14 protein-coding genes are annotated in these 13651 nt (G+C 69.2%); 4 read left to right on the forward strand and 10 right to left on the reverse strand.

What is annotated here, in order from left to right; genetic code table 11:
* Positions 1 to 10: 10 nt before the first annotated feature.
* From AB0L91_RS18915 to AB0L91_RS18925, 3 genes are all read right to left on the reverse strand, one after another.
* The gene (locus AB0L91_RS18915) at positions 11 to 478 is read right to left on the reverse strand and encodes an NUDIX domain-containing protein (protein ID WP_365011633.1); all 468 of its coding nucleotides are present in this window, start codon (positions 476 to 478) and stop codon (positions 11 to 13) included.
* Between the two features lie 96 nt (positions 479 to 574).
* Entirely contained in the window at positions 575 to 1702 is a 1128-nt protein-coding gene (locus AB0L91_RS18920) for an acyl-CoA dehydrogenase family protein (RefSeq protein ID WP_365011635.1), read from the reverse strand.
* Between the two features lie 9 nt (positions 1703 to 1711).
* A complete protein-coding gene (locus tag AB0L91_RS18925; protein WP_365011638.1) occupies positions 1712 to 2875 on the reverse strand; it encodes an acyl-CoA dehydrogenase family protein in 1164 nt (387 codons plus the stop codon).
* Positions 2876 to 2946: 71 nt separating this feature from the next.
* Here AB0L91_RS18925 and AB0L91_RS18930 point away from each other — a divergent pair, with 71 nt between their 5' ends.
* The 3 genes from AB0L91_RS18930 (at position 2947) to AB0L91_RS18940 (ending at position 4875) form a co-directional block, all read left to right on the forward strand.
* Positions 2947 to 3531, forward strand: a complete 585-nt coding sequence (locus tag AB0L91_RS18930; RefSeq protein ID WP_365011640.1) for a QsdR family transcriptional regulator — start codon at positions 2947 to 2949, stop codon at positions 3529 to 3531.
* 145 nt (positions 3532 to 3676) lie between these two features.
* Positions 3677 to 4432 carry a sigma 54 modulation/S30EA ribosomal C-terminal domain-containing protein gene (locus AB0L91_RS18935; RefSeq protein ID WP_365011642.1) on the forward strand — a complete coding sequence of 252 codons (756 nt, stop codon included), beginning with the start codon at positions 3677 to 3679 and terminating at the stop codon, positions 4430 to 4432.
* A gap of 20 nt (positions 4433 to 4452) precedes the next feature.
* The gene (locus tag AB0L91_RS18940; protein WP_365013628.1) at positions 4453 to 4875 is read left to right on the forward strand and encodes a pyridoxamine 5'-phosphate oxidase family protein; all 423 of its coding nucleotides are present in this window, start codon (positions 4453 to 4455) and stop codon (positions 4873 to 4875) included.
* Positions 4876 to 4892: 17 nt separating this feature from the next.
* On the opposite strand, the gene AB0L91_RS18945 is transcribed toward AB0L91_RS18940, so the two are convergent.
* The 7 genes from AB0L91_RS18945 to AB0L91_RS18975 form a co-directional block, all read right to left on the reverse strand.
* Complete coding sequence (locus AB0L91_RS18945; protein ID WP_365011644.1) at positions 4893 to 5747, reverse strand: universal stress protein; 855 nt, start codon at positions 5745 to 5747, stop codon at positions 4893 to 4895.
* Between the two features lie 156 nt (positions 5748 to 5903).
* Positions 5904 to 7457 carry a carboxylesterase family protein gene (locus tag AB0L91_RS18950; protein ID WP_365011645.1) on the reverse strand — a complete coding sequence of 518 codons (1554 nt, stop codon included), beginning with the start codon at positions 7455 to 7457 and terminating at the stop codon, positions 5904 to 5906.
* Between the two features lie 210 nt (positions 7458 to 7667).
* Positions 7668 to 8399, reverse strand: coding sequence for an alpha/beta hydrolase (locus tag AB0L91_RS18955; protein WP_365011647.1), 732 nt, complete (start codon positions 8397 to 8399; stop codon positions 7668 to 7670).
* Between the two features lie 189 nt (positions 8400 to 8588).
* The gene (locus AB0L91_RS18960) at positions 8589 to 9128 is read right to left on the reverse strand and encodes a TerD family protein (protein ID WP_365011649.1); all 540 of its coding nucleotides are present in this window, start codon (positions 9126 to 9128) and stop codon (positions 8589 to 8591) included.
* Between the two features lie 71 nt (positions 9129 to 9199).
* The gene (locus tag AB0L91_RS18965) at positions 9200 to 10396 is read right to left on the reverse strand and encodes a PrsW family intramembrane metalloprotease (RefSeq protein WP_365011651.1); all 1197 of its coding nucleotides are present in this window, start codon (positions 10394 to 10396) and stop codon (positions 9200 to 9202) included.
* On the reverse strand, positions 10393 to 11055 hold the full coding sequence (locus AB0L91_RS18970; RefSeq protein ID WP_365011652.1) for a hypothetical protein: 663 nt from the start codon (positions 11053 to 11055) through the stop codon (positions 10393 to 10395). The genes AB0L91_RS18965 and AB0L91_RS18970 overlap by 4 nt, the downstream gene beginning before the upstream one ends.
* A 43-nt stretch (positions 11056 to 11098) precedes the next feature.
* Entirely contained in the window at positions 11099 to 11893 is a 795-nt protein-coding gene (locus AB0L91_RS18975; protein WP_365011654.1) for a CPBP family intramembrane glutamic endopeptidase, read from the reverse strand.
* Between the two features lie 770 nt (positions 11894 to 12663).
* Between AB0L91_RS18975 and AB0L91_RS18980 the strand changes: the two genes are divergently transcribed.
* Complete coding sequence (locus AB0L91_RS18980; RefSeq protein WP_365011655.1) at positions 12664 to 13647, forward strand: hypothetical protein; 984 nt, start codon at positions 12664 to 12666, stop codon at positions 13645 to 13647.
* The last annotated feature ends 4 nt before the right edge of the window (positions 13648 to 13651 follow it).

Below are 13651 nucleotides of genomic sequence, written 5' to 3' on the forward strand. Positions count from 1 at the left end.
CCGGTGGTCCTCAGTGTTGGATCAACCCGCTGACCGGCACGGGATCGACGTGCCCGGAGGCGGGAAGGGTCCGGGCCAGGCGGAGTCCGATGTCGACGAGGGATGACCGGCGCAGGCCCGCGACGTCGGTCATCGGAGTCCAGACCGACTCGGCGGTGTCGCCGTCGGGTTCGGGCCGGAGGTGACCGCCGGTGATGCGGACTCGATAGAAGATCCCGACATTCTGATGTTCGGTTCCGGCGCGCGCCACGGCAGCGGGAATGACCCGCGAGTCCACCCCGAGCAAGCGTTCGACCACCCCGTGGCAGCCGGTTTCCTCGGCGAGTTCCCTGGTCACCGCATCGAACGGATCCTCGGCGTGCTCGACCCCGCCGCCCGGCAGGGTCCAGGTGGATTCGCCGGTCCGCGATACATGACGGGCGAGCAGCACCCGACCGTCCTCGATGCACACGGCGTAGGCGGCCAGCCGGAAACTCATTCCCGCAAACCTACTCCCGCACAACACCTAAGCGATTCGACGGTGCCGCTCGACATCGCCGCGCTCGCTGTAGTGCGGCGATGTCGAGCAGTGGGATCAGATCTCGGCCAGCTGGTGGTCGGCGACGTGGGCGGCGAGGTAGCGCAGGTGGTCACCGGAATCGCCGAGGGTGTGGTCGATGGCGGTGAGGCGGGCGGTGTAGTGGCCGACCGGGTATTCGGCGGTCATGCCGATTCCGCCGTGCATCTGGATGGCTTCCTGCCCGATGTGCTTGCCGGAGTGTCCGATGCGCAGCTTGGCGCGGGCCGCGACGGCGGGGTCGGCGATGCCGTCGGCCAGTGACATCGACGCGTACAGGCTCATGCTCCGGGCGAGTTCGAGCGACACGTACATGTCGGCGGCGCGCTGGGTGAGTGTCTGGAAGCTGCGCAGCGGGACACCGAACTGCTTGCGGGTCGACAGGTAGTCGGTGGTGAGCCGCAGCGCTTCCGACATCGCGCCGACCGCTTCGGCGCAGAGCGCGGCCTGCGCGGTGACGAGGATGTCGGCGATGACATCGGTCGCGTCGACCGGCGTGCCCAGCGGCACCGCGGTCGCGCCGGCGAAGGTGAGGTCGGCCCCGCGCCTGCCGTCGTGGGTGCGGAATCCGGCGACGGTCACGCCCGGATCGGTGGGTTCGATCAGGAACAGTCCGGTACCGCCGTCGGGTAGCGCTGCGCTGACGATGAACTGGTCGGCGTCATCGCCGTAGGCCACCGGGTGTTTACGTCCGGTCACCTGCCAGCCGTCGCCCACCGGCGTCGCCTGGGTGGTGGCGCGCGCCGTCACCGGGCGCACACCGGGCTCGCTGTGCGCGAACACGATGCGGCGTTCTCCCGCGGCGACTTCGGGCAGGATCTCCTTGCGCTGGATCGCCGATCCGGCCCTGGAGATGAGCGCGCCGGGCAGCAACGCGCAGTCCAGTACCGGCTCCGGCGCCAGGACGCGGCCGAGTTCCTCGAGCACGAGCATCGTTTCGATGGGACCGGCGCCCATGCCACCGTCGTCGGTGGCGATGGTGAGTCCGAGCAGTCCGATCTCGGCGAAGGTCGACCACACCTGTGGGTCCCAGCCCGGGTCGGTGCCGATGACCTCGGTGCGGCGTTCATGGGTGTAATGGCGGGTCAGCACGCTGCGCACGGTGTCGCGCAGCATGTTCTGTTCGGTGGTGAGTTCGAAATCCATGACGGTGTCTCACAATCCGAGGATCGTCGAAGCGATGATGCCGCGCTGCACCTCGTTGGATCCTCCGTAGATCGATGTTTTGCGGTAGTTGAGGTAGGTGGCGGTGCTGCGGCGGGCCCAGTCGCCGCTGTCGCCTTCGCGGGGGAGGGAGTCGGGTCCGGCGATGTCGACGAGCAGTTCGGTGACCGCCTGCTGGAGTTCGGTGCCGCGCAGCTTGAGAATCGAGGACACCGGGTTGGGGGCGCCGTCGGCCGAGCCGGCCACGACCCGCATCTGCACGAGTTCCAGTGCGAGCAGCTCGTTCTCTAGCTCGGCGATGCGGGCGGCGAAGACCGGGTCGTCGAGCAGGGTGCCCTCGTCGAGGCGGGTCTGTTTGGCGTATTCCTTGGCCAGCCACAGCCGCACCTTGGTCTGGCCGACGGCGGCGATGCCTGTGCGCTCGTTGCCGAGCAGGAACTTCGCATAGGTCCAGCCCTGGTTCTCGGCGCCGACGAGCTGGTCGGCAGGCACCCGCACGTTCTCCAGAAACACCTCGTTGACCTCGAATCCGCCGTCGATGAGTTCGATCGGGCGGACCGTCACGCCGGGGGAGTCCAGCGGGAACAGCAGCATCGAGATGCCTGCCTGCTTCTTGGGGGCGTCCGGGTCGGTGCGGGCCAGGCAGAACATCCAGTCGGCGCTCTGGGCGGCGGTGGTCCAGGTCTTCTGGCCGTTGATCACGTAGTGGTCGCCGTCGCGGACGGCGACGGTGCGCAGCGAGGCGAGGTCGGAGCCCGCGTCGGGTTCGGAGAAGCCCTGGCACCACCAGATGTCGAGGTTCGCTGTGGCCGGGAGGAAGCGGGCCTTGAGTTCTTCGGAGCCGAACTGGGCGATGACCGGACCGATCATGTTGGTGTTGAAGGTCAGCGGTTCGGGCACCGAGGCCAGCTGCATCTCGTCGTGCCAGAGGTGGCGCTGGATGGGGGTCCAGTCGCGGCCGCCCCAGGCGACCGGCCAGTGCGGCACCGCGAGTCCGTGGGCGTTGAGGATGCGCTGGGTGGTGACGAAATCGTCTTTGGAGAGTTCGGCCATGTGCCTGGCCCGGTTGCGGATGTCGGCGGGGATTTCGCGCCGGAAGAAAGCACGTAGCTCGTCGCGGAAGGCGAGCTCGTCCTCGGTGAGTGCCAATTGCATGGTCGAGTATGTTACACAGAGATCGATATGTTTCAAATGGTGGTCGCGAGGGAGCCCTTATGCTGTGCGATGTGACGCGAGCCGAGGGGACACGAGCGCCGGGACGCCCCGCCGCCGCCAGCCGTGACGATGTGCTGCGCACCGCGGTCGAGGTGTTCCTGTCCGGCAACCGCATCGACGTCAACGCCATCGCCGCCCACCTCGGCCTCGGCCGGACCAGCATCTACCGCTGGTTCGGCTCCCGCGACGGCCTCCTCGGCGCCGCGATCGCCAGCCAGCTCGAGCGGATGGTCGCCTACGCCGACCGCACCAGCGAGGCCACCGGCGCCGAACGCCTCAACGAGATCCTCGATCGCTGCATCCACTGGCTGGTCGAAGACGATTCGCTGCGTACCTACTTCGACAACGAATCCACCGCCGCCCTGCGGCTGGTCACCCGCAGCGACGGCCCCGTCCACCAGGCTGCGGTCGCCGTCGTCGAAGGGTTGATCGCCCGCGCCGAAGACCAGGGCTACGTGCCGCCGATCGACCGTGGCACCCTGGCCTACGCCCTGGTGCGGCTCTGGGAAGCCTTCCTGTACAACGACGCCGTCGCCGGCTTCCGCGGCGATGTCGAGCGCCTGCGCCAGGTACAGGCGGCGCTCCTGCGCGCCTGACTCCACGACCCGACCGCGCAACTTCGGGTCGATGGTCACGACGCACCGGGACCTTCGCCCCTAAGCACGGGCATGCCGCAGTGGTGCTATTGCTCGAAGCCCTTGTGCGGGGGAGTGAGCAGCAGCGGAAGCGAGGTCGGAGTACGTGAGTTCTCCTGAACTACGGTGGGCCGGTCCGGAGATCGGGGTGACGACCGGCGGCGCTGTCGACACGGCGGACGTCTCCCGGACAGCGCGCGCGGTCGCCGCGGTCCTGCGATCCCAGCGCATCGACGGTCCGGCCCGAATCCGCTTGTCCACCACACCGTCCCGCGACGGATCGGTGCTCGCGCAGGTCAACGCGGGCCGCGCGGGCGCGGCGGTCCGGGTGCAGGTGGAAGGCCCGACCGGTTTCGTGGCCACGATCGTCGCCGAACGACTCGACCGGGCCATCACCCGATCGCGGCCGGCGGGACCGGTGCGGCGGTGGCCGGATCCGGCGCGACCGCCGCTGACCTCGATCACCGGCGACCGGCCGATCGTGCGGCGCAAGCGCTGCGTGTTGCGCAGCGCGGATCCCACCACCGCGACCCGGTCGATGGACGCCCTGGACTACGACGCGCACCTGTTCGTCGACGCGGAATCCGGCGAGGACGCCCTCGTCTACTGGGCCGGTCCGCTGGGCGTGCGGCTGGCGCGGCAGCACCTCACACGACTACCCGACGGGCCCGCGCTCACGGTGAATCCGCATCCGGCACCGTGGCTGACCGAGTCCGACGCCGCGAGCCGGGTGTGCCGATTCGGGTTGCCGTACATGTTCTTCACCGACGCGGACAGCGGTCGCGGCCACCTCCTCTACCGCCGCTACGACGGCGACCTGGCCATCGTGCAGCCCGTCCACGACCCGGAGGACCGGTCGTGAGGGCGTCGGCCGGGGACGAGATGGGCGGCCGGGAGGTCGTCGACCTGGACCGCGCCGAAGCCATGCGGCTGGTGGCGGAGGCGCCGTTCGGGCGGGTGGTGTTCACCCGCAACGCGCTGCCCGCGATCCGCCCGGTCAACCACCTCGTCGACGAGGACGGCGTGATCATCGTCCGGACGCGGCTCACCGCGCGGCTGACCGGTGCGGTGGCCGGCAATTCGCCGGTCGTCGTGGCCTACGAAGTCGACGACATCGATCCGGTGCGGCGCATCGGCTGGTCGGTCACGGTCACCGGGTTGGCGCGCACCGTCACCGACCCCGTGCGGGTCGCGCACTACGAACGGTTGTTGCGGCCGTGGGTCGGCCGGGTGATGGATACCGTCGTCGCCATCGAACCCGAGATCGTCGCGGGCGTGCGGCTGCTCGCGCGGCATCGTCGTTGACCCGCGGGACGGGTGTCTCAGCGGCGGTCGAGGATGATGAGCGGGATCTCGGTGGCGTGCAGGACGGTTCGGCTGACGGACCCGAAGCCGTCGCGCCCGCCCCGCCGGTGACTACCCAGCACGAGCAGCTGCGCGCGAGCCGACTCGCGGAGCAACCGCTGTGCCGGATCGTCGCCGGTGACGATCCTGGTGATCGGCACGCCCGGATACTTCTCGCCGTACCCGACCAAGGTGTCCCCGAGGAGCCGATGCGTGTGCTCGGTCATCTGGGATTCCCGCAATCCGGGGGCGGGTTCCCCCCACGCGCGCAGCGCGACGAGGCCGACACCCCGGCGGGCCGCCTCCTCGATCGCGACATCGAGCGCGCGCTCGCTGCCCGGCGAACCGTCGAGCCCCACCAGCACGGGCAGCCGGTCGGACGCGGGACATCCGGGATGGGGAACGACCGCGAGCGGACAGAGTGGTCGTCGCGCGAGGGCGGTGCTGACCGAACCGAGGAGCGTGCGCTCGAAGGTGCCGAGACCGCGAGTGCCGACAGCGAGCAGCTGGGCGTGGCGGGCACGGCGGCGCAGGGCCGCGACCGGGCCCGGGCTGACCACCGACGTCTCCACGTCGAGGTGATGCGGTGCGGCTTCGGCGACGGCGATCGATGCGGCCCGGGCGACCGCGGCGTCACCCGCGTCACGGAAACTCTGCTGGTCGATCGACACGATGCCCGCCCGACCCAGATCCCACCCCGAACTCATCGCGGACACCACCTGCAACGGCGCACCCCGCAGCACCGCGGTCCTGGCCGCCCACCGCACCGCGGCGAGCGCGCAGTCGGAGCCGTCGACGCCGACGACGACGGGATCGCTGTTCGATGCTGACATCGGATCTGCCTCACTGCTCGGCCAGGGATAGCGCAGCCGATTCTCGCGCGCCCGATCACCGACCGGAGAGGGCCGAAATACCCTCCTCGCGAGGACTTCGGTGGACTGATCGGAGCCACAGGGCCTCTCGGCTGAACGGTCCGGGGGTCTCGACGGCTACCGGTCACCGGCGCCACCAGTATCGGCCGACCTGTCGCGACGCTCATTCGGCAGGTCCAGGGTGTCGAATCGGTGAGTAGCCCAGATACGGCGTGAGAGTTCCTCGGGGTAGGGCTGGGTGACCGGTTCGCTGTCGTAGACGCGAGTGGTTCGGGACTGTGGATCGTAGGGTGCCCAGCCTGGTTCGCCCGTGGTCGCGAACCTCACCCAGTCGCCGCGCATGTGCTGGGCCACGAGTGGGAACTCGTTTGCGGCGTTCGGGTGGGCCGAGCGGTGGGCGCGGATTTCTTCGGGGGTGAGGGTGCCGAAGAGAAGCAGGAAGTCCAGGCAGTGCGAGGCGCCTTGGTCGGCGTTGAAGCTCCACGCCAGTTCATAGAGCCACACGGGGCCTCCGCCGGTGTGGGCGGCGTCCGCCAGGTGGAGGCTGGGCATTCGGAACAGCCAATCGGTGTGGAGGACTTCGAATCGTCGGCTGGGTGTGGCGTCCGGGTAGGCGGCGCGGTAGCAGCGGTCGCCGTCGGTACCCGGGGCCAGGTAGTCGAAGGCCGCGGTCACGGCCGCCGGGGTCGGCTCGCTGCCGGGCCGGGACGAGTAGAGCCGGAACTCGTCGCGGGTGTGGCCGATGAGCAGGTCCACCTCACGCGCGGCACCGCCGGCGACTCCACTCCACGGTGCGCACGGCAGCACGTCACCGTCGACGACGGGCGAGAACGGGGTGGGCGTGAGCGCCATCGGGCCCCAGATATCCACGAACTCCGGCATTTTCGCGATCACCGCGCTGGTCGCTTCGGTCAGGGCGCGTGGTTGTAACCGGACGAGGTCGGAGCGGGTGGCTCGGACACTCACCTCGGCGGCGATCGTGGCCGAGATCGCGGCGGCGAGCTGTGGCGTGAAATAGGTGCCGGGCATGCTCTGGCTGATCGCCCGGCGGAACAGCCCGGCCGCCCTCGGCATGACGAGCAACGCCGCGATGGACGCGGCACCGGCGGATTGGCCGAAGACGGTGACAGCGGCAGGGTTACCGCCGAACGCGGCGATATTGTTCTGAACCCAGGCCAAGGCGGCGATCTGGTCGAGGAGTCCGCGATTGTCCGGGGCACCGGCGAGATGGGCGAACCCGTCCACACCGACGCGATAGTTCATGCTGACCACCACCACACCGGCCGCGGCCAGCACCGCGCCGTCGTAGTGCGGGTTGGCGGTGTTGTTCTCCAGATAGGTGCCGCCCTGGATCCAGACCATCACCGGCAGTTTCGCGGCACCGAGGTCGGGTGACCAGACATTGAGGGTCAAACAGTCTTCGGATCCATCGTCCGTCCGGCCGGACACCGACGACATCACCGCGTCGACGTTCCGCACCTGCGGAACCGGCGGACCGAACCGCCCCGCATCGCGAACTCCGTCCCACGACCGGGCGGGCACCGGGGCGGCGAACCGTCGTGCGCCGACCGGTGGTTCGGCATACGGGATTCCCCGGAAGATCGCGACAACACCGTCCCATCTCCCGCGCACGACGCCCGCTGCCGTACGGATCGCAGGTCCGACGTCCACGCAGTGCTCACCTTCCCTAGGCCAGCGCCCCTCGATGCACTGAAACTATCAGCCCCGCAACGGAAGTCGAGGAACGCAAACGCGCCGATCGGTCGGTGCGCGAGCGCACAACCGGTCCTGCCCGACGGTCGGCTGCGCCCAGAGGACGCCGATCGTTGTCGACGATCGGCGTCCCGGGCGATCGCTCCTATCCTCGGTGGTCGACCCGGCTCACCTCAGGTGACGGGCGAAGAACCGGTTCCCCGCGTCTCCCTCGAACCGCGGGACTCCGGTGTGCCCGCCCATGTTCGCGTGCAGTGTCTTCTCCTTCGAACCGAAGGCGTCGAACAGGTCCAGGGCCTGTTGCCGGTCGTTTCCTTCGTCGTCCCACTGGAGCAGGACCTGCAGCGGAATGGTGACCTGCCGGGCCTCCTCGACGATGGCGCGGGGCACGAAACTACCCGCGAAGAGGAGGGCGGCGGCAATCCGGGGTTCGACCACCGCGAGGCGCACGCCGATCGAGATCACCCCGCCCGAGAACCCGACCGGGCCACCGATGCCGGGTAGCGCGAGCAGGGCGTCGAGGGCAGTCCGCCATTCCGGGACCGCCTGTTCGACCAGCGGCAGGACGAGCCGGTCGACGATCTCGTCGTCGACCGCCCTGCCGGACTCGAGGGCTTCCCGCAGATCGGCGCGTGCCTGGTCCGCGGCGGCGGAGCGGGGACGCGCACCGGCACCGGGGAGTTCGATGGTCGCCGCGGCGAAGCCCGCCGTGACCGTTTCCCGGGCACGGGCCGCGAGCCGGGGATACAGGGCGGGCAGTCCGCCGGGGTGGCCGACGAGGATCAACGGCGCCGGTGCGACGGTGGATGCGGGCGTCCACAGGATGCCGGGGATCTCACCGAGGGTGAATTCGCGTTCGAGGACACCGTCGTCGAGGCGGCTTTCGGAAGTGAAGTGCATGGTCGTGCCTTTCGGGAGTGCTGTGCGGCGCTCCCGGACGACCTATCGCCCGACCGTGACCCCGGAGGGGAGCACCCATGTCGAAACTGCGTTCACGGGTACCACCTCCTCGTTCTCTCACACGGCTTCCGGAAAGGTAGCAGTGGCCACCGTCGTCCGCCAACAGGTTTTTCGACGGTGCCGTGCGGCTCAGTTCAGGTAGGCGGTGAGGTGGGGGACCGCGTCGGCGACGTGCTGGGCCGTGATCGGCTCGGCGACATAGGTGAAGGTCCAGTCGCGGTCCGCGCGGCGGAGGGTGCCGAGGACCAGGCCGGTGTGGGAGTGCGCGGTCGCCAGATCGATGCGGGCGAGTTCGGTGCCGGTGACGCTGTCGAGGACACGGCAGAAACCGTTCTCGATCCGGTCGAAGGGCTGGCCGGTGTAGCAGGTGATGAGGAAGACGATGGTGGTGACGGCGGCGTCGAGCCGGGTCAGGTCGGTGACGATGAGTTCGTCGTCGCCGTCACCGACGCCGTCGACGCTGTCACCGAGGTGCCGGATGGCGCCGTCGCGCGAGGTCAGTTGTTCGTGATAGGCGATGTCGACGAAGTCCTGTCCGCGGAACGACAGCGCGGCCGCGTTGAGATCGATGTCCTTCGCGCGGCGCCGGAACTTGCCCGAGCGCACGGGATCCCAGCCGAGACCGAGGGTGACATGGGTGAGAGTGGTGCGGGGGACTGCTCCGGGCATGTGCTGCTCCTGGTCGATCGGCTGCGGCCGGCTGCCGTTCGGATCCCCCGGCCCATGTCCCCGCAAACATCTCACACCTCGACCGGGAGCTGGGCCTCGGTGGACGGACGCCCGGCGCGCAGGCGGGTGATCTCCGAACGGGCGAATTCGACACGCGGCGTCTCGGCGCCCCGGTCCGCGGCCAGTGCGTCGGCCAGGTCGAAGATCGCGTCGAGTACCCGGTCGTTGCGGGTGCGGCCCGCCCGGCCCGCACCGGTCTTGCGGAAGGCCCTGCGGCCCTTGGCGTCGGCGCACGCGGCCGCGGCTTCGTTCTCGGTGATCGTGCCGTTCTCGACTTCGGGGGCCAGGATCTGGGCCAGGAACTCCCGCTCGCGGGGCACCGTCGTGCGGAAGACCGCGGCGGCGATCGACAGGGCGACGATCATGGTGCCCACGATGACCCCGATTCCGCCCAGCGCGCTGTTGCCGGCGAAGTTGGCCATCGAGTCCCAGAATCCGTGCAGCAGCATGGCGATCGCGATCAGGGCGGTGCCGCGGCCCACCCGGCGGGGTTCGGCCGGACGTCCCAGCAGGTACACCAGCCCGGCGCAGAACAGCGCGGTGTAGAGCAGGTGGCCGGTGGCGCCGGTGGCCACCCGCAGGACGACGGTGCTCATCGACGCGTCGACCTGATCGGCGCCGAACTGCGAAGCACCGGAGTTCATGCCGTAGGCGATGTCCTCGATGATCTCGAAGCCCAGACCGAGGAACGCGCCGACGATGAAGCCGTCGAACGCGGTCCGGATCAACCGGGGCGCCAGGGCGATGATCAGCAGCAGACCGAACCCCTTGGCGGTCTCCTCGGTGAATGGCGCGGCCAGGCTCGCGCCCCAGTCCTGCGCCCAGGCGTGGCCGAAAACCTTGGCGTAGATGCCGATCAGCGCGGCGTTGGCGTAGGAAGCCATGGCCCAGGTGGCGGCGAAACCGCCCCAGCAGAACGCGGCGACGAGCAGTTTCGTCGGCTGGCGGGCATAGCGGTCGATATGGGCGACGAACCACCAGAACAGCGCACCGTAGACGGCGAACACCGCGGCGGTGACCGCGATCGCGCGACCGTAGGCGGGGTAGCTGCTCGCGATCCGCGTCACGAACAGCAGTGCACCGGAACCGGTGATCAGCACATACACCCAGAACGCGAGATTGCGCGGTTGGTAGAAGGTGAAACCGCGACCCCAACCGGAGTTCTCGATGGCGAGGAACCTGGCCTGTGCCGAGTCGAAGGTGGTCATCGTGTGGCTCCGATGCGGTCGATGCTCGCGATCATGTCGGCGACCTCGCCGAGCAGATCCTGACCCGGCTGCGCCGGTCCGACGGCGACGACTTCGATGCCGGTGCCGTCGACGACGAAGGCGGCCAGCACACCGTCGACAGTGGCGGCCGCGTACCGGGTGATGACGCCGTCCACGCCGCTGCGCGTGGTGATGGCGGTCGGCTCGCCGGACGCGGTCAAGCCCGTGTCGAGAAGTTCGTCGGTGCGTTCGATCTGGGCGAGCAGGGCGCGGGGGTCGCCGTCGAACTTGCCGGTGCGGACCACGAATTGAGATCCGCCGCGGGCCAGCACCGCCTGTGGGGGATAGCCCTGACCGCTGGGCTCGACCTCTCGCCGTTCGCCGGCGATCAGCGACCAGTCGCCTGCGGCGGTGAACCCCACCTGTCCTTGCAGCGCGATCACCTCGCCCGTGGTGGTGACGTCCTTCTCCGGGATCGCCGCATCGATCTGTGGCAGCAGTACGCCCTGCACGAAGGCCAGGGCGAGCACGATGAGTGCGGGCAGGATGGTCCGCTTGTCCATGCCGAGCCGGCGGCGGTCGACGGGGACCCAGCGGTCGCCCGGGTCGAAATACCGCTCCGAGAAAGCCTGTTCGGATTCTCGCTGATGCGTACCCATGGGGACTCCGTGATCGTTCGGGGCGACACCGCGGCGGTGCGGGTCAGGACACCGGATTCGCGGTCGGCTCGATGCTGTGACGCTTGACGAGCAGCACGATCGCCAGCAACGGGTAGACCAGAATCGGCAGCAGCGTGCCCGGATACATGGCCTGGTCGGCGAGGATGACGGTCCCGGTGAGCAGGGTGAAGTCGAACAGGCCGTGCAGCACCGAGTTGACGGTGTTGCCGCGGCTGACCCGGCGGGTCAGGTAGAAGAAGTAGCCGGCCAGGCTGACGATGATCGCTTGCGGCAGTGCGCTGATGCCGTGCGTGACCCCGTTGGCCAAGTGCACCGCGCCGAACACGATGCTCGACCACAGCGCGACCCTGCCCTCGGTGAGCCCGTGATCGCGCAGCACCAGAACGCCGATGCCACGGAACATGCCTTCCTCGCCCCACCCCACGAACTGTGTGGCGATGAGCAACACCAGGACATACAGAAAGCCCTTGTCGGCCAACGCGCTGTAGTTGATCCCGAAGACGATCGCAACGATGAAGACGATCGGCACGGTCCGCACCCACGGCCGGGTCGGCCGATCGTCGTGCAGGACCGGCCGCAGCCAGCCCAGATAGCTGATCACGCCATAGGTGAAGGCCAGGGCCGCGCCCAGCGGGATGATCATGCCGAAGAACACCGCGCGGGTGGAGAGGAAGTCGTCCTCGCCGGTGAGCGCTGTCATCAGCAGTCCGCCGAGCTGGATGATCGCGAGATAGACGATCACGATCATGGCGAACATCGGATAGGACAGGCGGCGGCCGACCCTCGTCGCCGATGTCACGGTTTCTGAGGTGTCCATGCGGGAAACATAGCCGCTTCATGACGGGGCTCGCAGCGATCGCGGGATCTTCAGCAAACTCCCCACTCGGGTGCTGGCGACATATCGGCTAACTGCGTGGGTAGCTCGAGATAGCCAATCAAGCTGCGGCAGAAGCGTAACTCGGCTATCGAGAATCATCGATGGGCGGGAACTTCCGCTTCGTGGAGAACGATCAGCATCCGAGTTCGATATTCAACCGCAACGAGGCTCGGGCGGCCTACTGACCCCCGCCCCGCCTGGCTGGCCGGCGAGAGGGCCCGGCGGGGTCGACGCCGCTGGCGTCCACTATGGCGGGCGGTCGCGCTCCGCTCGATTCTTCCGCGGCTTCAGGAACGGTACGGTCGTACCACTGACTCCAGGTTTCCTGTAGTTCTGTAGCAGTTACGTTGCGTTGGCTCCAACCAAACGTAAACATAAATCGTTCGAGGTATTCGGGGTCCGACGGGCAGCCTGACCCCCGATAATGTTCACTTATCGGTGGTCAGAAGCTGGAGCGTCCGATCTGAGTCCCCAAGGGGCGACACGGTTTTCGTTTCGTCTAATTCGTAAGGAAATGACGAAACCAACGTTACGATTCTCCCGTGTCGAGCGTCTGCAACTATCCGGGCTGTGCCCGTCCCATCACCCGTGGCGGCGGCCCCGGTCGTCCCTCCGAATACTGCGATCACCCGGATCACACGCGATGGCGCGCGTGGCGGGAAAGGCAGCGCCTGCAACAGGAGTCGGAGGGTGGGGCCGAAACCGTCACTGTGACGACTCAGGGGCCGGTGACCGTGGCGCGGTTGCGGGCCGATGAGCTGCTCGGTCAGTTCCGCGGCCTGGCCGAGCAATTGGGCACGACGCTGAATGCGGCGGTGGCCGAACTGTCGACGCTCGGTGACCCGTCGGTGGCCGAGGCCCAGGTCCAGGCCGTGCAGGCCGATGCCGCACGGCGGATCGCGGAAGCCGATATGAAAGCGGTCGCCGCCGAACAGGCACGGCGGGACGCGGAGGAAGCGCGGGCCCTCGCCGAATCGGCGGCCGAGGACGCGGCCGGCGCGGCCGAGGATGCGGAGCAGTTGATCGCCGCGGCGCACGCGGCGCGCGACGAGGCGCTGGCCGAGGTGGAACGGTTGACGAAGCAGGCCGCCGACGAGGTGTTCGCGGCGCGCAGCGCGGCCGAGGCCGACGTACGCGCCGCGCGCCGCGACGCCGCCGAGGAGATCGAGCGGATCCGGCAGGAGGCCGCCGAGCACACCGCGCGGGCCGAGCAGCGAGCCGACACCGAGATCACGCAGGTCCGCCGCGAGTCGGAGGCGCGGGTCAACGCCGCCCAGGCCGAACGCGATCTGGCGGTGCAGCGGGCTGCCGACGCCGACCGGGCGACCGAGCGGGCCGAGGCGGCGGCCGCCGAACGGGTGGAAGCCGCGAGTGAGGCGCGGGAGGAATGGCGCAGGGCCAGAAGCGAACTCGAAACGACCCGGACCGAGCTCGATCGCACGCGCGCCGAACTCGCCGATCTGCGCCGCACCGCCGCCGCCGATGCCGAGACCTGGCGGACCGAGTCGGCAGCCGCGCTGGACCGGGTCAGGGCCGAGACCTCGCAACGGCTCGCCGCGCTCGACGACGCGCGCGCCCAGACCCTCGCCCGTGCCGAACGCGCCGAACGGCAACTCGACGAACTGCTGGCCGCGACCCGATCGCCGGTCGAGGCGAACGGGCTAACCGGCGCGGGGAGCGGCGCACTGGACTAGCGTC

Source organism: Nocardia sp. NPDC051833 (assembly GCF_040681225.1).
Lineage (GTDB): Bacteria > Actinomycetota > Actinomycetes > Mycobacteriales > Mycobacteriaceae > Nocardia.